Source organism: Larkinella rosea (genome assembly GCF_003858635.1).
Classification (GTDB): domain Bacteria; phylum Bacteroidota; class Bacteroidia; order Cytophagales; family Spirosomataceae; genus Larkinella; species Larkinella rosea.
In genome coordinates this window covers 1-19,374 of the sequence record NZ_RQJO01000007.1, presented here as the reverse complement: position 1 = coordinate 19,374, position 19,374 = coordinate 1, and the positions used below count along the sequence as shown (strand labels likewise).

Annotated in this window: 18 protein-coding genes; 9 read left to right on the top strand and 9 right to left on the bottom strand. The window is 45.3% G+C overall.

Going from position 1 to position 19,374, the window contains the following annotated elements:
* The first annotated feature begins 118 nt into the window (after window positions 1-118).
* On the top strand, window positions 119-5,428 hold the full coding sequence (locus EHT25_RS00320; protein ID WP_124868925.1) for a tape measure protein: 5,310 nt from the start codon (window positions 119-121) through the stop codon (window positions 5,426-5,428).
* A 95-nt stretch (window positions 5,429-5,523) separates the two neighbouring features.
* Here EHT25_RS00320 and EHT25_RS00315 read toward each other — a convergent pair whose 3' ends face one another.
* The 5 genes from EHT25_RS00315 to EHT25_RS00295 all read right to left on the bottom strand — a co-directional run bounded on the left by EHT25_RS00315 (window position 5,524) and on the right by EHT25_RS00295 (window position 9,143).
* Window positions 5,524-5,736, bottom strand: a complete 213-nt coding sequence (locus EHT25_RS00315; RefSeq protein WP_124868922.1) for a hypothetical protein — start codon at window positions 5,734-5,736, stop codon at window positions 5,524-5,526.
* A gap of 70 nt (window positions 5,737-5,806) precedes the next feature.
* The gene (locus EHT25_RS00310; protein ID WP_124873406.1) at window positions 5,807-6,283 is read right to left on the bottom strand and encodes a low affinity iron permease family protein; all 477 of its coding nucleotides are present in this window, start codon (window positions 6,281-6,283) and stop codon (window positions 5,807-5,809) included.
* A gap of 42 nt (window positions 6,284-6,325) precedes the next feature.
* The gene (locus tag EHT25_RS00305) at window positions 6,326-6,901 is read right to left on the bottom strand and encodes a hypothetical protein (protein ID WP_124868919.1); all 576 of its coding nucleotides are present in this window, start codon (window positions 6,899-6,901) and stop codon (window positions 6,326-6,328) included.
* An 805-nt stretch (window positions 6,902-7,706) separates the two neighbouring features.
* Complete coding sequence (locus EHT25_RS00300) at window positions 7,707-7,946, bottom strand: hypothetical protein (RefSeq protein WP_124868916.1); 240 nt, start codon at window positions 7,944-7,946, stop codon at window positions 7,707-7,709.
* Between the two features lie 807 nt (window positions 7,947-8,753).
* The gene (locus tag EHT25_RS00295) at window positions 8,754-9,143 is read right to left on the bottom strand and encodes a response regulator (protein ID WP_124868912.1); all 390 of its coding nucleotides are present in this window, start codon (window positions 9,141-9,143) and stop codon (window positions 8,754-8,756) included.
* A gap of 137 nt (window positions 9,144-9,280) precedes the next feature.
* On the opposite strand from EHT25_RS00295, the gene EHT25_RS00290 reads away from it, so the two are divergent.
* Window positions 9,281-9,670 (top strand): response regulator, encoded by a 390-nt coding sequence (locus tag EHT25_RS00290; RefSeq protein WP_124868910.1) that lies wholly within the window; start codon window positions 9,281-9,283, stop codon window positions 9,668-9,670.
* Window positions 9,671-9,724: 54 nt separating this feature from the next.
* On the opposite strand, the gene EHT25_RS00285 is transcribed toward EHT25_RS00290, so the two are convergent.
* Together EHT25_RS00285 and EHT25_RS00280 are read right to left on the bottom strand one after the other, a co-directional pair.
* Window positions 9,725-11,731: a PAS domain-containing sensor histidine kinase gene (locus EHT25_RS00285; protein WP_124868906.1), complete on the bottom strand. Its 2,007-nt coding sequence runs from the start codon at window positions 11,729-11,731 to the stop codon at window positions 9,725-9,727.
* Between the two features lie 245 nt (window positions 11,732-11,976).
* Window positions 11,977-12,195: a hypothetical protein gene (locus tag EHT25_RS00280; RefSeq protein WP_124868903.1), complete on the bottom strand. Its 219-nt coding sequence runs from the start codon at window positions 12,193-12,195 to the stop codon at window positions 11,977-11,979.
* A 479-nt stretch (window positions 12,196-12,674) separates the two neighbouring features.
* On the opposite strand from EHT25_RS00280, the gene EHT25_RS00275 reads away from it, so the two are divergent.
* The 5 genes from EHT25_RS00275 to EHT25_RS32880 all read left to right on the top strand — a co-directional run bounded on the left by EHT25_RS00275 (window position 12,675) and on the right by EHT25_RS32880 (window position 15,326).
* Window positions 12,675-13,256, top strand: coding sequence for a Pycsar system effector family protein (locus EHT25_RS00275; RefSeq protein ID WP_510186264.1), 582 nt, complete (start codon window positions 12,675-12,677; stop codon window positions 13,254-13,256).
* Window positions 13,232-13,432 (top strand): hypothetical protein, encoded by a 201-nt coding sequence (locus EHT25_RS32885; protein ID WP_124868898.1) that lies wholly within the window; start codon window positions 13,232-13,234, stop codon window positions 13,430-13,432. Before EHT25_RS00275 ends, EHT25_RS32885 begins: the two co-directional genes overlap by 25 nt.
* A 204-nt stretch (window positions 13,433-13,636) precedes the next feature.
* The gene (locus EHT25_RS00265) at window positions 13,637-13,990 is read left to right on the top strand and encodes a hypothetical protein (protein WP_124868895.1); all 354 of its coding nucleotides are present in this window, start codon (window positions 13,637-13,639) and stop codon (window positions 13,988-13,990) included.
* Window positions 13,991-14,402: 412 nt separating this feature from the next.
* A complete protein-coding gene (locus tag EHT25_RS00260) occupies window positions 14,403-14,900 on the top strand; it encodes a hypothetical protein (protein ID WP_124868892.1) in 498 nt (165 codons plus the stop codon).
* Between the two features lie 123 nt (window positions 14,901-15,023).
* Complete coding sequence (locus EHT25_RS32880; RefSeq protein WP_124868889.1) at window positions 15,024-15,326, top strand: hypothetical protein; 303 nt, start codon at window positions 15,024-15,026, stop codon at window positions 15,324-15,326.
* Between the two features lie 839 nt (window positions 15,327-16,165).
* Here EHT25_RS32880 and EHT25_RS00250 read toward each other — a convergent pair.
* The gene (locus EHT25_RS00250) at window positions 16,166-16,708 is read right to left on the bottom strand and encodes a T6SS immunity protein Tdi1 domain-containing protein (RefSeq protein ID WP_124868886.1); all 543 of its coding nucleotides are present in this window, start codon (window positions 16,706-16,708) and stop codon (window positions 16,166-16,168) included.
* Between the two features lie 166 nt (window positions 16,709-16,874).
* A complete protein-coding gene (locus tag EHT25_RS00245; RefSeq protein ID WP_124868883.1) occupies window positions 16,875-17,762 on the bottom strand; it encodes a DNA/RNA non-specific endonuclease in 888 nt (295 codons plus the stop codon).
* Window positions 17,763-18,109: 347 nt separating this feature from the next.
* Here EHT25_RS00245 and EHT25_RS33390 point away from each other — a divergent pair, with 347 nt between their 5' ends.
* Both EHT25_RS33390 and EHT25_RS00235 read left to right on the top strand, forming a co-directional pair.
* Window positions 18,110-18,307, top strand: coding sequence for an SUMF1/EgtB/PvdO family nonheme iron enzyme (locus EHT25_RS33390; protein ID WP_185731240.1), 198 nt, complete (start codon window positions 18,110-18,112; stop codon window positions 18,305-18,307).
* A 140-nt stretch (window positions 18,308-18,447) separates the two neighbouring features.
* Window positions 18,448-19,374, top strand: a 927-nt coding sequence (locus EHT25_RS00235; RefSeq protein WP_148095865.1) for a caspase family protein, incomplete at its 3' end; no start/stop codon positions are given.

Genomic DNA, 19,374 nt, shown 5'->3' with positions numbered 1-19,374 from the left:
CGGGAAGAGTAACCCAAATTGAAAATACCGCAGCGAGTCGTAGCTGGTTATGAATCGACACCAACCGAACCAATTGATTAACCCGAATCGGACATCACCACCGTAAACCAAACCCGGTATGTCCGTCAGAGAAGAGAATATCAGGCTGCGGATTCAGGCCACGTCTGAATTGCCTGTTGTTGCCGATCAGTATAATGAACTGATCAAATTAACCCGGCTGCTGGCGCAGCAAATCGCCATTCAAACCGGCGAACAGCGGGCCCAATCGGAAGCCCAGATCAAAGCCATCAGTGGCGTCACCGATGCGTTAGGCAAACAGCGATCGGCGGTCAAACAGAGCGATGACGAGCTGAAGAACGTTGATAAAACGTTTGACAAAATCAACAGGCAGGTCCGGGACTTCGCGACGTTGGTGGGCACTGCATTTACGATCAACGAGATTAAGAATTTTGGCATGGACGTTATCGATGCCAAAACCAGGATCGACTCGCTGAAAATTTCCCTCGATGTCATGCTCGGTTCGAAAAAGGAATCGACGGTCTTATTCAATGACATTGTGGCCCTGGCCAAGAAAACGCCCTTCTCCCTCGACGAGGTAGCCGAAAACGTCGTCAAACTCAAGGCTTACAATATTGCTACGAAGGACCTCATTCCGACGGTTGAGGCATTGGGCAACATGGCAGCCGCGGTTGGCAAGGATAAACTGCCCCAGCTGACCTTAGCCTATGGCCAGGTGATGAACCTGGGTAAATTGATGGGAACGGAAACCCGGCAGTTCGTCGAGGCTGGTATTCCGCTGTATGATTTGTTGGCGGATTCGATGAAGAAACCCAAGGAGGAGGTCATCAAGCTGGCGCAGGCGCATCAAATCATGGCATCGGATGTGCAGAAAGCCATTATGCAAACCTCGGAAGTCGGCGGACGCTATTATAATATGATGCAGCTCCAGAGCAAGACGTTGGGCGGTCAGGTTTCCAACTTAGCGGACACGTTTTTCGTAGCGAAGGCTCGTATTGGTGATTTCTTTGAAGATGAGTTGAAGGCCGGTATCAAGACCACCGGGGACTTGATTACGGCCCTGATGGGCTCCGATAGTGCGATTAAGCGGACGACGACGACCATCACTGCGATTATTTCCGCCTTTACCACCTGGCGACTGGCCACCATTGCCCAGAATACTGCATCCACTGCCTTGACTGCGGTAAAGGCAACCGCACAGGTGGTTTATGGCGCGTATTTACTGATTGTCCAACGGGTCACGACCCAACAGAATACCCTGACCGCAGCGCAATTGGCCGCTACGACAGCCACCCGGGGATTATGGGCAGCCCTTTCCGCCAATCCGCTCGGTTTGATTGTCTCGATCATCGGTACCGTGATTACCGGTATTCTGGCGCTGGATGCGGCTACGCAGGACGTAACGGCCACGATGGGTGAGATGGAATACCAGGTTAAAAAAGAACAGTCTGAATTGATGGGTCTGGCACAACGCGCGATGTCGGCTGCCGAAGGCACCTCGCTGCGAAAAGATGCCCTTGACCTGTTAATTGCCAAGTATCCGGAGTACTTCCGGGGGCTGGATTCCGAAAAAACGAGCAACAGTCAGTTGAAGATGATTCTGGATCAGGTCAACATCAGCTATCAGGAGCGGATCAATCTGGCCCGGGATGCGTACCGAATCGAATCACTGACCACCAAACAACGGGAGCTATTCGAGAAAGAAGCCGCTTTGATTGCCAAACTGCCCCAGGATGTGCAGAACATGATCGGCGGGAGCCTGAAAAACCTGCTGGAGATGTGGCAAGGGGGCATGATCGAAGGGTCAAAAGCCTTCCGCAATGAGAGCCGTAGTCTGATGGATCAGGTTTTTGGTCTCAATCGGCAGATTTCACTGGAAACCATTAACGAGATTGTCACGGGTCAGGAGAAAATTCAGTACGAACTGGGCAAGTCGGCTGAAAAAATCAAGGCCCAGAAAGAAAAGGAACGGATTGCCGAAATCGGGCAGATCAACGCGACCGCCGAAGCGTTACGCCAACAGGCTCAGGGCAACAGTGAGAAAATTATTAAGATTAATGCCGACGAAAAGGCAGCTATAGCCAAAGCCAACGGTGAACACCGGGAACAGGAGTTCGCAGCTACCAATTCGGCAACGGAAAAGAAGAAAGTACAGGTCAGTAATGAAGCCATTGAGATCATGAAGATCAAATCCAGGGCGGGTGAGCGGTCGCTGGAAGATCAATTGAAATTGCTGGAGGCCGAACAGAAAATACGGATTGATGCTATTAACAAACTGGAGATATCCGAGAAAGAAAAGGCCAAACGTATTGAGAAGGTCGTGCTGGAAACCCAGCCGAAGATCGATGCCCTGAAAGCTGATCTTCAGCTAAAAAGCGTCAGTGCTACCAACATCGCCATCGAGAAGATGGAAGCGGAGTCAGGCGAACGATCGTTGAAACAACAAATGCAGCTGCTGGACAAGAAAGAGCAGTCGGAAATCGAAACGATCAATCGCAGTAAGATTGCTTATGAAGAAAAGGAAAAACAGATTAAGGCCATTATCGATAAATACGAGCCTGACCACAAAGCACTTCGTCTGAAGTATGAGGAGATTAAGAATCAGGAGCTCATCCAGGCTCAGAATAAGCATCAGGATGCTATTAAGGTTCTAACGGCTCAGCGGCTGGAAGCGGAGACTATCCTGGAACGCATCAGTAGTGCCAAAACACAGGAGGAGCGATTGGCCCTGATCAAAGAGTATGGCAAAAAGGCTACGGATGAGGTCAAAGAGCAGGCTCTGGTGCAATTGAAGATTAATCTGGATGCGGCTCAGAAACACCTGGATCAGGTGACCATCACGGAAAAGGGGAAAGGGGAAGTCTACGAAAAAGCCCTTAAGCAACGCAATGAAGCCGAGGCTAAATACGAAACCGCTCGCACCCAACAGCAGGTTAAATCCGCGAGTGAAGGCGTCGAATTAATCAATTCTACTGAAGAGAAAATTCGCCATATCCGTCAGGAAACCTACGAACTGGAGAAGCAGAACATCGAAAAAGATCGAGAGTTTCGCAACAATGCCATAAAGCAGATTATGGACCTCTATGGGCAGACCAATCCCATTGTCGCCCAGTTTGGACAAGGTATCCTAACGGTCATCAATAACCTGGACCTGTTGACCGGCAAAAGCCGGGAGAAAGCCCAGCAACAGGTCACTGACTATCAGAATACCCTCACTCAGTTGGAGGAGCTGGATAAACAAAGCGCGGGTCGAACCCAGGCGCAAATTGAGGAAACGAAGGTCAAAATCGGGGAAACCAAAAAACTGATTGCCAACGCAAAAGCCGAATTAAAGGATACCGAAAAGCTTTCGTTTGATACCACGATGTCCATTGTGGCCATGGCGGTTCAGATCCTGCAAACGGTGGTCAACGCCATCAACGAATCCATTGCTGCTACCTTTCAGGCGATTGCCGATGCCTACGGACGGATTCGGGATATGACAACGGACTACTATGATTCGATGCGGGAAGCGAACCGTAATGCGTTAGATCTGGAATTGGCGAATTATCAGGGTACCTATGCGCAGAAAGAGCAGATCATCCATGCCTTTTACGAAGAAGAGAAGCGGATCGCCGAAGGGAAAGATAAGCTCGACCTGCAACTGTGGTATGCCCAGCGCGTGGCTCAGATCAATGCCGATGCCGGTACCAACATCAAGAAGTTCCTTCAGGACATGGAGCAGTTGCAACGGGAACGGATTCAGAAGGAAAGCGAGATGGAGATTGCCGGTGTCCAGCAAAAACTGGAACAGGCTGAGCGGCTAAAGGATATGAAAATCGAGTATCTCAAGCAGGAAATGGAGGCTTTCAAACAGGCCAAAGAGCTGGAGATATCCGAAGCCGAGAAAGCCCGTGACGCCAAAGCTGACTTGTTAAAAACCGAGCTCGATAACTTCAAAGCGGCCAAACAAGCCGAAACCGACGAGCTAAATAAGCAACTGGCTGCCCAGAAAGAAGCAACCAATCAGTTTTATTCCGATAAGCAGCTTCGCTTGCAGGAAGATACCATTTACCGGTCTCAACTGCTGGCCGAAGGCGAGGCCCGGGAAGTAGCGGCCCTGGAAGCCGCCAAACAGCGGGAACTGGCACGCGCTTCCTCCGCCGATGAACGGACTCAGATCCTGAATGCGTTTGAAAAACTGATTGCGGACAAGCATGCGGAGTATCAAACGGCGATCGGGGATAAAACCAAAGAAATCAGCCTGGCCAATCAGGAAGCCAAAGCGCAGGAAGCGGATAAAATCAAAGGGCTGGAAAAAGAGACGGCCGATGCGGTTTCGGTTTTGAAAGATCAGATGGCAGCCAAGGATAAAGAGACCCAGGAACTGATCAAAAAGAATCAGGAAGAAACGGCCGCGGTGATCAATGCCCTCAAAGACCAGATTGCGGCGAAGGACAAGGAAACCTCCGAGCAGATTAAAGCGGAGAACCGATCCTATGCCAAACTGAGGATTGAACTGGAATTTGAGATATTGGACATCAAGAAACAGACCATGATTGCCGAAATGCGCGCTGAACAAGCCCTGCTACGCAGTAAACGCTGGTTCATCAATAAGAACCGAATCAATGATGCGATCAACGAGATTGAGGAACAAATTAATTCGCTCAATGGCACCGGTGGTCGCAGTGAGGTTATTGAGAAGATGGAGCATCAGGAGCAATTGACAGCTGAAATCGAATCGTTGAAGCAACAAAAAGCCCAATTTGACCAAAAACTGCAAGAACAGCAGTCGAAGATCAGGGAAAAACAGAACCAGGTTAATGCTGCGGAGTCCTCCGGTCAGGATGCGACATCGCTCAAAAATGATTTGGCAACGTTGAAGGCAGATGAAGAGGTGATTAAAAAGTGGATCAACGCCACCATCAATGATATCGTAGCACGGGAAGAGGAATTGAAACGAATTGGCTTCGTCACTGGTACGGAATTCGTCGATCGGGAAGGAAATCATGCCAATGGGATCGATACGGTACCGGCCATGCTGACCCGAGGAGAACGGGTATTGACCGTCGATCAGAATCAGGCACTGGGTGGAATCGGCAATGAGGAGTTGGTCAACCGTTCCAAATTCTTTGAAAAGCTGGCCAGCGAATACCCTAAGTTGATGAATCCGATCGATTGGAAATCCATTGCCAGTATGCAGATTGGTTTACCGGCGGATGTACTGAGTGGCAACAGTGGCGGTGCCGTGTTCGATGTCAGTGGTTTACGGGATGACTTAGCCAGTGTTCGTCAGGCAATTGAATCCAATCAACGGGCCGTCGAAAAAAAGGAGTTGTTGCAAATACAGATTGACAAAAACGGTTTTGCTACTGCCCTGGTTGGCGCCCAATCTAAAACCAACTATTACCAAAATCTGTTAAGCCGTTAGTTCGAGAAGCTGAATATTTGCTTAAAAGCAAAATAAACCCGGGTCGTGATCACCTACCCACCTTGTATGATCACGGTCCGGGTTTTCTATTAATTTTATAATGAGGCCACGGCCAGTACATCAAATGTGCCTGACACCTGTGGGTGTTTGTTGGTGATATCAGTGCCATCCCCGCCCAGTGGTGCATTAAAATTGCCGCAGATCCGGTAAGGCGAATAGGTGCCTTCCTGACGCATAGTTGTTGAGGATTCGACGGTCAAACTGCCTTGTTCGGTATTGTAAAGCTGGGGCCCAGGCAGATTTAACACCAGGTCCGAAATTTCACCACGCGGATTGGATCTATCAGACCCAACGGAAATCTACCAGCATTCACGTTTTTCAAGATTGGTTTTCATCTTCCAATTTCTTTCGGGTGTCCTTTATAGCCTCCTCAACGGAATGGGACCGACGTAAATCCGAGGTCCTTTTCGTTAGCTCAGCCATTGCACAGTAGTGGTCATAGAGAATATTTAATTCTTCTTCGCTCAGGTTTTCACTGGCAACCAGTCGGTTACTGGCACCCTTCGTAGCAGCTATCAATTCGTTGAGCTTCAATTGCACCGATAACGATTCTTTATTCTGTGCTTTCTGAATTAGAAAAACCATTAAAAAAGTGACAATCGTTGTTCCGGTATTGATCACTAATTGCCAATCCTCCGAGTAATTGAAGATCGGCCCGGTTATCGCCCAGACCAGGACCGTGCCTAGGGCCCATAAAAAGGCCGCAGATGAACCTGCGGCTTTTGCAACTTTGGAAGAAAAATTTTCAAGATACCCTTTACCAGAACCTGCAGATGAGGTCCTTTTCGTTTCCATTTTCATACCGTTTTAGTTTACATACTCCAATAATATATTCACTCAATTAAGATTTAACCCGACCGTAACGCCCAGCCAGGGTTTGTTTTGATACATCCAGATCGTCCGGTTTTTGTCCAGAAGGTAATCATAACCAAGCGCCAGTCCCAAACTAACCGTCCTGTAGCCAAAAATAGCCGCCAAACCGTAGCTCAGGCACGCTCCTTCATACTCATCCTGAACCAGGTTTGCCGTCGAAAAGGGCCGAATTGTCGTTGCCGAAATTCCAACCAACCCTCCGGCACCGATACTATACGACCGAATTTCAGAGCGTTGTTGGTGGTGGTAAAAAACATTCCGCTGAAATCCCTGGTCGTAACGCAGACCCATATACACCGCGGCATTGGCACTTGTGATCAGCTCGGCTGGCTGCCTCTGCTGACCGATTCTGTATTTAAAAGGAATGGTGATCAGGTCCGTATCGAAGGAGGTGAAATGATACTGAAACCAGCCACTTTTCTCGTCAACCGCTGTTTTTTTTAGCCGGGCATTGACAAAAAATACAAGCGTTGAATCCGATACATCAATGGTTTCAGGGCGGCCATCGTTGGCCGGTAATGAGGTTTTTATCAATTCCACAAACAATGTATCATTTTGTAGGTAGAGAGCTGCTGTGACCGGTTTTGTTAGTCTTTTGTTTTGGTTACGATTCTGTTTATCAGAATAAAACAACGACTGATTTCTGTTCACTACAAAAGTCTGGTCCAGTTCCTGAATGCTCCGACGACTGTGCTGAATTCGCGTACATCCGCCGGTTATCATTCCCAGCCAACAACCCGCCCATACCAATCGAAACCCAATAGCGTAAATTTGATCATTCATGGTATGAAACTTGTTTCTATCAATCGGCGCATTGAATAACACTCACAAAATTTTCAGATAAAGTATTACGGAAACAATTCATCCAAACAACCGGCGAACATTCGATTTGTTCATCTGAGGAAGTGTTATTTCGAGGCTTTGCAGAACCCAGGAATTACGGATCTTCTATTAAACTCGGTCAAGGATTTGAAGGAACTGGAAAATGAGCTACTCGAGCTAATGCCCCATTTTGAGAAAGAGTGGGCAATGATCAAAAATTAGTATAGGATGACAAAGTAGTCAACGAAAGCATACGAAGTGGATCGCCGTCCGGATAGCAGAATTGAGCTAATGTGAAATCCTTTTGTCCTGCTGGATTGAAAAGCCTCAGGAAAGCAAGTAGTACAAGCGCCGGTACGGGAAAAGCGAAACGGCGATTCAGATTGAGCTACTGCACAACCATCGGCACGATCTGGAGAAGGTACTCATCGTTATTATCCAACGAAATGAAGGAGCCGTGAGATCAGTCGAAACGCCTGTGAGGCTGGTATTACCAAAATTGTTTCTGAGATACCACAGGTAATCAAATCGCGGCGAATGGTTGCTTGGCTTTTTCCAAGGGTTTGTAGATAAATTGTGGCAGTTGGCTGTCGAGATCAATAGCCCAGCAATCTTTATTAGTGTACATTAATCCCGAATCACAGAACTGCTTTGCTTCTGCTTCCGTTTCAACAAAGCCAATTTGTTCGTAACCAACAGCGCAATCATCACGCGTCTCATCGGGCTTCAAACGTATTTGCGAAATTAAGTAGATCGTTTTCATCGAGGTGGAAATGTCAAATGGGATAAAAGAGTTTTTACCCTCTTAACCCGATTATACACTGAATGGTTAGCTAAACTCTGGTGCTATGTTGAGGCGCAAGTAAATAAAATCGGTGGTCTAGTCTCTGAATGAAACTTTTTACACCAATGGGCGGGGAAGCTTTAAGAGGAACTGGATAGTCATACAAGTTTTAACGCTTCTTCAGGGATTATACTTTACAGTTTAGTAACCGGTAAATAAACATTAAAGTTGCTCCCTGCCTGGTTGACTCGAAGCGGTAATGGTTCCGCCGTGATCGGTAACCACTTTTTCGTAGATCGCTAATCCAATCCCAGTCTAGGGAAATTGCCCTTGCCGTGCAGCCGCTGAAAGACCTGAATTATGCAACCTAAATGCTATTCATCAAACCCGATCCCATTATCTGTTATTTCCATATGCTAGTATTCATCCGCTTGGCAGGCGGGTTTCATCTAGGAAGGTAATGTGGTATATGGCACGAACCTAATTCGTGGCTTTACATCTGTCCGGCGAAATTTAAGGGCATTACTCATTAGGTTTTGAAATGACTGACCCAGTTGGGTCGTATCTCCCTAAACCTAAACCATTGGTAGAGGTTCTACTTTTACATGGGCCCCAATGCTAAGTTACCAAATGTTGTTGCGGGTCACCAGTGGCCTGAAAAGCGTCACGGTAAAGGTGTTGAAGCAGTAGCAGGTAAATTATCTTACTGGGGGCGACGCTGATCGGTGATCTGCGTCGTTCTGGTTTGTCAATTGGAGTAAAAAGCGTGTTCTACTCGCTGTGGAACTAATTAGTAAGCCATGTATGGATGATGTATTCGGCAAGCTTTTTCAGATCCTCCTGTGAATTAGGCTTTACTAAAAAACCCGCTGCTCCAGCTTCAATTGCTTCCTGCTGATGCTTTTTTGATTCGATCCCGGCAATAATAACTACCGGTATGCCCTGACAGCAGGGATGTGATAGAAAGGTTGGCAGCCAATCCGTTCCGGTTTGATTTGGTAAGTGGTAATTCAGCAAAATCAACCGGAATTTTGTTCCAGCTGTATAGGCTTCTAAAAAGGTCGGGGCAGATGGATACCAGAACAGTTCGGTATCTGGACGTAATTCCTGGAAAATAAGTCGAAAAAACAATACATCTTCGTCATCATCGTCAATTATCACAATTCCACTTTTCATATTGGCATGAAAGAAACTGGTAGCAACTATTTGTTTATAATGCGTTTAGAATGTCAAATGTTTTGTCATATTGCCAAAATGCTCTAATTTTCATCAGGGAAGCTTGAAGTTGGTACTCATTTAGCTTACCGCTCTCATTGCCTAATCGAATACAAATTGCCAATCATCAGCTGGCATCGGCGGTTTCGCTTCCAATCCTCATTACTGATGGCCACTGCTACTTCCCTTTCCGCTCACAACCCAAAAAATTCACAATCCCGGTGGTTGAAGATGATGTCGATGAACAGCAAATTATTCAATTGGCTATTGATAAGACAATTAGCCAGGCTGAACTAATCGTAACTCATAGTGTACTGGAATCATTGGATTATCTACATCAATGCTCTGCACCACCCATGGTCATCGATTACCGCAGCTTATGCAGTTGGATTTATGCCTATCGCACTGGAAAGATGGCTGGCTCCTGCTATGGGCTCTATTTGATTAATCTTGCCGCCAATTTAATAGAAACCATTCCATGCGCTTAATAAGCCGGTTTGGTTAATAAGTTAAGACGCAGTATATCATTGTTCCATTAAGTATTATTTGGGCAAATAAACCGAGAAAGTGGATCCCTGCCCAAGCTGGCTTTTGGCTTTAATGACTCCACCGTGGTTGTTAACAACCCGCTCACAAATAGCCAACCCGATTCCGGTCCCAGCAAATTCACCTTTACCATGCAATCGCTGAAATACCTGAAAAATGCGATCTACATATTTTTCATCAAAACCAATCCCATTATCAATTACATCTATTTGGTAGTACTCATTCGCCGGCCGGACGGGCTTCACCGATGGCGGTAAGTCCAAATACCGAACCTTAGCGGAGCGGATTGTAATTTGAGGAACAAGCTCAGTCCGGCGAAATTTAAGCGCATTGCCAATCAGGTTCTGAAACAATTGCCCCAGTTGGGTCGCATCCCCACCCACTGTGGGCAATGGCTCGACGGTCACCTGCGCCTGGGCTTCCTGAATTGCGATGTCCAGGGTTGTTAGAACCTGATCAACAATATCGGCAAGGGAAACCGCCGTACTCATGTGCAGCTGCGTTGATATGCGTGAAAAGTTTAATAAGTCCCTAATTAGCTGCGACATCCGACTGGCAGCCGATTGCATACGCTCCAGGTAATTAATCCCATCCCCCAGTCCTTCCCGGTAATTGCCTTTGAGCAAATCACCGAACTGCTGAATCTTCCGCAGCGGTTCCTGTAAATCGTGGGAAGCCACATACGCGAATGTCTGGAGGTTTTCATTCGAGCGAATTAATAGCCGGTTTGCTTCTTCCAGTTCCTCGTTAAGGGCCACATATTCTTCGTTACTAGCCGCCAATTCTTCATTACTGTTTGCCAGGTCACTATTGCTAAGTTTTAATTGTTCCGCAAGCATACGATAGCGGTCGTTGCTTTCCTGTAATGCTCTTTCAGCCTCTTTTCGCTCGGTCAGGTCACGCGTTACCTTGGAAAACCCAACGAGCACCCCGGCGGTATTATAAACCGCCGTAATCAGGATATTGGCCCAAAACAGACTGCCATCTTTCCGCAGCCGCCAGCCTTCTTCCTCATATTTGCCCACTTCCCGGGCCATTTTTAATTCCATGGCAGGCTTGCCATTGAGCAGGTCTTCTTCGGGATAAAAGATGGTAAAGTATTTACCAAGAATCTCCTCTTCGCTGTATCCGTTGATTCGTCGGGCACCTCCGTTCCAACTCACTATGCGACCTTTCTCATCGAGCATGAAGATTCCATAGTCGATCACCTGCTCCACCAGAGAACGATACCGCTCCTCGCTTTGGCGCAAGGTCTCCTCAATTTGTTTTCGTTCGGTTAGGTCGCGGGTGACTTTGGAGAAACCGATATGTCGATTATATTCATTAAAGAGTGCTGTTATGACCACGTTGGCCCAGAAAACCGTTCCATTCTTTCGCACGCGCCAGCCTTCTTCTTCGTACTTGCCGGTTTGAATGGCAATCTTCAGTTCCCGCTCGGGCTTTCCGTCTTCCAGATCTTCCCGGGTATAGAAAATAGAAAAGTGCTGGCCAATGATCTCACTGGTAACGTAACCCTTAATACGTTTGGCTCCCTCGTTCCAAGTTTGAATATGGCCCTCGGTATTCAGCATAAAAATAGCATAGTCCCTGACCCCTTCAACCATTAGCCGAAACTGTTCTTCTCTTGCCCGTAACTCAAGCAGTTGATTCTTTCGGTCTGAATCATCCCGAAGCAGACAGCTATAGCCCATCAGGACCTGCTGTTCATCATCGTAAAAGGGAGTCAAGGTCATTTCGGCCCAGAATGCGCTCTGATCCTTTTTTACTTTCCATCCCCGGGTAATCAATTTTCCATTTCTGCCAGCCTGGCTTAGCTCATACTGGGCTTTAATCAGATCCTTTTCATTCGGGTAAATCAACGAAATCGGTTGATTTAGCAATTCATGGACCTGGTAACCAGTAAGGGCTGTGGCCACTGAATTGGCGTAGCTGATGTAACCATTGGGATTCAGTATAAACACGCCTTCGCTGACACGTTCAAAAAGTGAGTATTGGGTAGACATGGCAAAAGCAAAAATCTACAGGGCTATTTTCGGGCCGAAAGTAACTAAATATTGATTGGAAGCGTCGAGGTGGTATTGAACCGTTCCGTAATCCTTTTTTATGGTATCCTTTGAGTCTAGTGCAAGTAGCCAGTTATTCCTGAAATTAGGATTCTAAGTTTTACAGTTGCGAGCCCCAACCAGAATGATATTCAGTCCCTGATTTTTTATTCAAAAAGCTTTGAAATGACCATCGACGTTCTGAATCACTGCATAAGAACGGGCTTGATCATGCGGAGGCTGTTAAATTCGGAGTACGTCCGCACATCTTCGGCTGGAATGCGGCCCCGGTCGATCCAGTTAGTTACAACGTTGGTGCGCTTCAGGTTGTGCCGCCGGGTGTATTCCGCAATCGTGATCCATTCGGTTGTATCCACTTCCCGCCCTGGCTGTTTTACGGACATCGCTAACGCCTGACGATTCATCACAATGAAGGTGCTTAAACCCTGAGACTCTAGCGAGTTTATCCGAATGGCAGTAACAAAACCCGACATGAGCTGTGTCGGGTTTTGTTATTTGGATGTTAAATTTAAATAAATACTGCTGGCTAAAAGTTAATATTCGACTTAAGTATCAATCCTTAGCTTTGTATGGCCCGTAAGACCTTAATCTGATTCAGACCCCTCTTGTGGTCGGTGATATGGAAAGAGGCAGGGCCGCTATTTCTAACCTGGGGTAACTGGCACAGTTGGTCGGCCCCTTTAGGCGATGTCGGACTTATTTGGGTTTCTGTCTGCCCTTCTTCCCGGGATTGCGAATCAGGTATTTGCTCAGTCATGTATGTGTCTGTCTTTGGTCCGACACATCATTACCTAATTAAGCTTGATAAAAGTGTTCGCAATAAGCGGTTGAAGGGTGGGTTTATTCTGGCTGGTCATCCTTTTATGCATATAAACAGCACACCATGCAGTCTTTATCTTCTTCATCGGCTGAGTCTGGCCTACTGGCTGAGAAATTTCACGAAAGTGGCATTAATGGTTTTTTCAGGATTATGTCGGCTAATCTGCATCAGCAGAACGGTTTAGCTGATCGAAAAGCCAACATTATGATTTCAATAAATACGGTTGTTCTCTCCCTGTTGATTGGCTCGATGGCCCGTAATATCGAATACTGGCAAAATCTGCTGTTACCCATTACCTTCTTAGTGTCAACGTCTTTGACAACTACGGTTTTTGCCGTCCTAGCCACCCGGCCCCGACTCATTCGGGGGCACGTATCGAAGGAAACTATCCAAAACCGGACGGCTCAGCTCCTTTTTTTTGGTAATTTCACTACGCTTTCGCTTGAAGAATACGAGGAGACGATGATGACCGTTCTTAAAGACGACGATTACCTGTATCGCAGCGTTTTACGGGATTTTTACGCACAAGGCGTCATCTTAAACCGGAAGTACAGGTTGCTTCATCTATCATACAATGCGTTCTTATTCGGGATGATAACATCAGTCGTTTCGTTTGGGGTTTGGCTTTGGGTGTCCAAAATTTAAATGGTTGGCCAGCAACCGGCAGGATTGCTTTTGCTGCGGGTCAGCAGTGGCCAGAAAAGCGTCACGGTAAAGGTGTTGAAGCATTAGAATACACCAAGTTAATTAGAAAGGCGCAGGTCGGTGATCTGCGCCTTTCTGTTTTTGCTGCCAAAGTTTGTCAATCGACGGTGTTTTAAATGTCCCCAATTCGACGAATTATGTCCCGAATCTGACAGTCTATCAGCATGCAAAAAGGCATCTTTGACCTTCGTTCTTAACCGCGTCACCCATGCACCCACACCCTTTTGCATGGGACGACTCACATCAAGGATGCATTGGTGCCTAATAAGTGCGAACCGCTAATTATCTCTCATCTTACTAAACCTCAATTACTGACCGGTATGAAAACAAAATTAACACGGGCCGCATATTCTTTTTTATGCTTTGCCATTCTCATTGGGTTATTTGGGAGTTGCAGTATTCAGGACCACGATCCAAACACCTGCTCTGAAGTAGAAGCCTTGTTAGCAAGTTGTACCGCTGGTTATGCGGTTTTCGTGACCATTAACACAAGCACGAATGACCCAATTGGAGGGAGTGGTGAAAAATTGGTAGTGATGCCGGGTGACATCACGCAGGGGCAAACAGGCTGTCTTTATAAAGGAAATAGTATACAAGGATTTGGGGATGTAAATAACCGGAGTTTGCTGGTTACCAAACCCGGATTTCAAATTGAATACCGGTGCGGTATTTAATGATAGTAACTATTCCTTTTACAGGCTGCCTGGTTGTATTGAAACTAGCAGTGATTACCTAATTTAAGTACGACCAGTCAGGATCCTCCGAAAAACAGTTTTCCTCCTTGCCTGCAATTTGTCGTGATGTTATTAGTCGGACTATTTGTTAATAAATAAATGAAATTATAGTTGAGGTACCTGCCAGAAAACTTGTCTAGTCCAAGGAGGTGCTTTCATCCTCGAAATAGAGATGGTAGGTAAACAGAGCCTTGCTGATTAGCGGGGCTCTGTTTTATTGGGACGGTAATGTGACTGAGAATCGGAGGTTATTTTGACTGGCAAATGGATAATGGCAGTTGTCCAACTTAGAAAGAGTTACTTTCGTGTAAACTACAATTCAGCTTTCCACAAGACCAAGCTTCGCTTACAAATGACTGTACATGTAGGAGATGTTATCAAAATAAGACCATCCATTTTTCAAGACGAATTTGAATGTATGCAGCGAGGTTTAGTTTGGGCAGATAAATACCTATATGAAGACCTGATTGATTCTGTCTGCTTGTACCTTCCCACGTTGAATCAAGCTGGTGACATGGCCAAAACATTTTTTGGTTCTTCTTTAAGTCGGGTAGTTAATATAGAATTGGATTTGGATGGAAATCCACTCATTGTCAGAACTACTAAATTTGAAATACTTTTTCAAAAAGCTCTTGCTAACGGTGACATCGAATTGGTGTCATTTAACGGAAAATATTACAAGGATTTCAAATCAGAAGAAGAACTTATTAGCAATATAGATTTTATTGAATCTGAATATTTGAAAGGCCTTTTTAATGTCATTGAACGGGAGAATAATAAGTTAGATTTTTACAAAAATGGACTGTATTGCATGATTATGGAAGGCAAATGGACAATGAAGCTTAACTAAGTCCAAAATCGTGTTCATCAAACGAGTGGTTTGTGAATCGGAGGTTTCTTGACTCAGTAGATGATTAGCATATTGAACTTGTAATGACATAGCCTTAGAATGGGCTATTTATTGTAAATCGCAATGCAAGAATTTCCTGAGGATTTTGAATTGATAAGCTTTTTTGAAATAGAACCTGAAGTTTTAGATCCCGATCTTCCTTGGTTCTACAATACTATAACCTTCAAAAAGATAATTGAAAATGAAACCCTTTATTGTTCATTTTCACCCGCATATGGTGATTTGGATTTAACGCTTTTACATAATGAACAACCAAAAATTGTGCTCACACCTAAACTTATGGTAATTAACTATTCGAAGAGTGGATTAGATTTTCTTCTATTCATCATCTTTGAAAAGTTTTACTGCATGACACATAATCCATGAATATTCTCCGCCATATATAAATCATAAATTCCCTTTTTCGGCTCAATGCATATAGTTGTTTGCTGATCATAACTATAACAGTGAACGTCTAAGTAATTTACTGGCGCTACTTTAGTACCGTTTATAATTGGGGGGTTAGCTCTTCTCGAATGTAAGACCAAATTGTAGTAATGCCCTTTAACTAGTTCACGACAATTGGGTGCTGCTATGCTTTCCTTTCGTACAATTATTTTATATAGACTATCTTGTTTTGAAGCATATATAATATTCCAATTATTTACTGAATGTATGTTTTTAATCAGGTACAGATCGCTTGGTGTAGCCTGACCAAAACAGATATAAACTTCGCAAAGAAGCCAAATGATAAGTAGTGATCGCCGGTTCATTTTTGTTGTAGCAGTGCGAATTACATTGCCCAAGTTAACTAAATACCAATTCTAAGCAAGTGAGTCAAATAAAAGAGTGGTTTGTGATTGGGACGGTTTATTTACTGGATTGAATAAAAGTGCGTTTAAACCAGAAGTGGAGGTCGATGCCGAAAAAGCAAAGTTTGTAGCAGTATGATTCCGGGCCGCTCCACCATTGTTGGATACCGATAATCACCCACTGGCTGGGCCTATAGTAACGCCAGTGCCGCCAATGATTCATCACTGAGAACCGGTCAAATCGAGTAATGTATCTGCTTTTCATTCGGACATTTTTTTACTATATACCAATGAGGGGTTGTTGAAGAAATTGCATTTCTATTGTTGTAGTTCTGTAACTAAACTTATGTTATTTAAATTAACCACTATTCAACTATGTCCGACCAACTAGGCATAGCATACTTTCGTCCAATTTTACCTGTTAATAGTAAACTGAATAGGTGTCCCATCTGGTAGATCCTTAATTTGGAAATGAATGCTGCTGGACAAGGAAAAATGCTCCAGTGCATCAATACAATAAAAGTTATCGGCTTTGTACTCACCGCAAATGAGGGGATGGTGTTTAGGGCTGTAAACTTCATGTTCTTGGCAGTGTATACCGGCGGCTTCGAGATCGTTCAGCAGATTGCTTAAAAGCCAGACATCACTTGTTTCCGGATCAGCCAAATATTCGTCAAAATCGCCTAAGCTATCCGCAACTTTTTCCAGTTCGCCACTTCCCGTATCCAACCAATAGATCCAACCACTCTTATCGCTGAAGAAGGCATCCCCCAAATTAGTGATGGCTACGACTACTTTATCTGTTCCAATTAGCCATGCCCATTCTTTAAGAATCATTCGCTTCAACTCTTCGCTAACTTCTGTTTTTAACCCTTTCTGCATCATCCCATAAGGGTTTTCTGTTGTATAATCAAATCTTATGTTGCCCAAATTACCAAAAAAGTTATTGGTATTCACATGAGTCCATAAAACGAGAGGTTGAATTTCCGCAAAAGGCCCCCTTTATTATCCCACTGATTATCATAATGTTGTTCAGATAAGCAAGGAAACTCATTCTAACAATCAAGGTACGGAAACTGGCTCTGTTAACGGGTTATTGAACCGGGAGTTTATAGATAATCCGTCACCAAACCGGATACATCTCCACTTCCTGCACCGTAACCTTGTCTGCCTGCTTCTCAATCACTGACTCAATTGCATCCACCACATTGGCCAGCAGGTCGTAACCGGTCCGGCTTTCGATCTCATCAACACTGACCCGGTAATTAATCCATGGCTGCTCACCGGCCGTGTTGGAGTTGGGAATCCAGACCGCAATAACCCGCGTCTGAGCGGTGATTCTGGCGAGGTCGTCACTTCCTACCGGTAACACGACGATCACTTTCCACATAGCTGCCGGAACAGTTACTTTGCCGGCAGCTATAGTGCTGGTAGTTTCGTTGTCACCAGTTCCGCCTTTGCCAAAAGTACCGGCAATAATATACGCTTCGTTACCACCATCAATCAGCTTCCGGGTGTAGCTTTCCAACTGGTTCCAGCTCTCCCGGTTAAGTCTGGGAGCCTGGGGCACGATGTTGGTCATAAAGAAGGTGGTCCGGTTTTCCTCGGCGGTGGAATCCCGATCATCCGATGGACACAAGTGGCCGCGGTCAAAACCGCTCAGGGTATAATCGTCGTGTCTAACCTGGTACCAGCCGGTGGGCAACGTCTGATCCGGAATGAAGATGCCCGCGTACCGCTTTGCCGATCCTTTCCAGGCTTTCGACAAATGCCATGAACACCAGTTAGCAATACCGGTGCTGCGGTTGTAGCTCAGCGTGTACGCTGGCCGGTCGATGAGGTAGTTGTTTTCCTGTGATGCGTTGGCGTTGCTGGGGTTACCGAGCGCCAGGTTGGCGTCGCGGGTGGGCAGGCTTGAATCCGGAACCGGTTGGTCTGCTTTATGACAGGCAATTGGGAGAAGGATTATGAATAGAAAGAGTGAAATGCGGTTCATTGGCAGTGAAAACATTCAACAGAAATGATTGAATTCCGCTTGAGTGATAGCCCCGGCTTCCAAAAGGCTTTTTAGTTTAATTACTTCATCGGTTTTTAATGAATCGTATTCGGCAGCCCTAAAAACATACTCCATCCGTAATTTCATAACGTTCATAAACAAAGTTGCAAACCGGCCCCATATTTACCTAATTGTCAACTCACCCTAATTAAATATGGATTACAAAAATCTTTTTTTTGCTTTGATAACCTTTTGGGAAACCATTCCATAGATGTTAGATTTGAGAAAAATGGCTATAAAATTTAGTTTACTACCATAAAAATAGTCTCATTTTGGTGATTCAAATTAGAATTTAAATAAAGTTGCCCACGGAAGCGGAATGGAAGTACGCGGCTGGGGAAGGTCTTCAAAGCCAGGGGTATTTGTATTCGGGCGTAAAGACGGCCGATGCGGTTGGTTGGGTAGCAGAAAACAATGGTGGCCAACTTCGGCGTTCGTATCGTCTCTCAGTTCAGGAAATTGGACTTTTCCTCCAGATTGGTGAGCTAAGCCGTTGGTGAGTTTGTTCCGTAACCCCTGGCAAGGTTGGAAGCTGGGCTGGCGTTCCAGAACACAACCGTTACTGAACAGAGGGACAAACTTTATAATTTTACTGCTGAGCGATTAGATAATTCTTTGTATTCCAAACTAGTCAAAAAAAATGAAAATTAAGCCCCTTGTTTGTCTACTTATTTATAGTTTGATTGGGATGCTTTCCTACCCTTTGCGGGCTCAAACATTGCACTTCATCGTCTTTGCTGATACCGACGATCCCAATATTGGCTCACCCAATCGCAAAACATATAACTATTTAACCCAGGATCTGGCTCCCGTTATTGCCAAACAGGCTGGACTTGCCTTGTCAGTATCGGGGCACATTGGGGCAAATTTTCGGCTGGCGAATCTCAATAAAATCCTTACCGCTCTCAAACCCGAAGCCGATGATGTCATATTCTTCTATTTTGCTGGACACGGCTTTAATAATCAACTCAATGAATACCCTTCCCTGGTTTTCAATACTGGTTTAGACATTGAAACCAATGCGATGAGCCTGCTGAATGTGTACAGAAAGCTACAGGGGCTGAATGCCCGCATGACTATTGTAATTGGAGAAGCCAGCAACAAGGATCATATTGCCAGAACCAAGTCTGGCAGCCAATCTGATATGTTCAGTCCGACTGGTTTAGCGAACCCGTTGGATAAGAAGACCTCTATTCTCTATGATACACAACGAATACAGAAATTATTCAGGGCTACTCAAGGAGGATTATTGGTTTCTAGTTGCAAACGAGGTCAATTTAGTTATTCCAATGCAACAGGCGGATGGATGAATCTGGCCTGGCGAAATGCCTTTCAAAAAGTAATTAATGATGATAAAAAAAAGGATGGTGAACCAGCTAGCTGGACGACGCTGATCAATCAGGTAGTAAATGAAACCAAGGAATCAGCACGTGAAGCCGTAACGGAACAAGAGCCGCAGTTCATCAATGAACTTGCTTCGATGCCTACTAAACGGTTTGCTTTGGTACTGGGCAATTCGGCTTACCAACATGTTAGCTCTCTGGAAAGTCGACCTGTCAATGATGCC

Excerpts from the sequence above, each read along its gene's own strand:
- EHT25_RS00320 (WP_124868925.1), top strand. The coding sequence starts at position 119 with ATGTCCGTCAGAGAAGAGAATATCAGGCTGCGGATTCAGGCCACGTCT.
- EHT25_RS00310 (WP_124873406.1), bottom strand. The coding sequence starts at position 6,283 with ATGGAAACGAAAAGGACCTCATCTGCAGGTTCTGGTAAAGGGTATCTT.
- EHT25_RS00300 (WP_124868916.1), bottom strand. The coding sequence starts at position 7,946 with ATGAAAACGATCTACTTAATTTCGCAAATACGTTTGAAGCCCGATGAG.
- EHT25_RS00295 (WP_124868912.1), bottom strand. The coding sequence starts at position 9,143 with ATGAAAAGTGGAATTGTGATAATTGACGATGATGACGAAGATGTATTG.
- EHT25_RS00285 (WP_124868906.1), bottom strand. The coding sequence starts at position 11,731 with ATGTCTACCCAATACTCACTTTTTGAACGTGTCAGCGAAGGCGTGTTT.
- EHT25_RS00280 (WP_124868903.1), bottom strand. The coding sequence starts at position 12,195 with ATGAATCGTCAGGCGTTAGCGATGTCCGTAAAACAGCCAGGGCGGGAA.
- EHT25_RS00275 (WP_510186264.1), top strand. The coding sequence starts at position 12,675 with ATGCAGTCTTTATCTTCTTCATCGGCTGAGTCTGGCCTACTGGCTGAG.
- EHT25_RS00265 (WP_124868895.1), top strand. The coding sequence starts at position 13,637 with ATGAAAACAAAATTAACACGGGCCGCATATTCTTTTTTATGCTTTGCC.
- EHT25_RS00260 (WP_124868892.1), top strand. The coding sequence starts at position 14,403 with ATGACTGTACATGTAGGAGATGTTATCAAAATAAGACCATCCATTTTT.
- EHT25_RS32880 (WP_124868889.1), top strand. The coding sequence starts at position 15,024 with ATGCAAGAATTTCCTGAGGATTTTGAATTGATAAGCTTTTTTGAAATA.
- EHT25_RS00245 (WP_124868883.1), bottom strand. The coding sequence starts at position 17,762 with ATGTTTTCACTGCCAATGAACCGCATTTCACTCTTTCTATTCATAATC.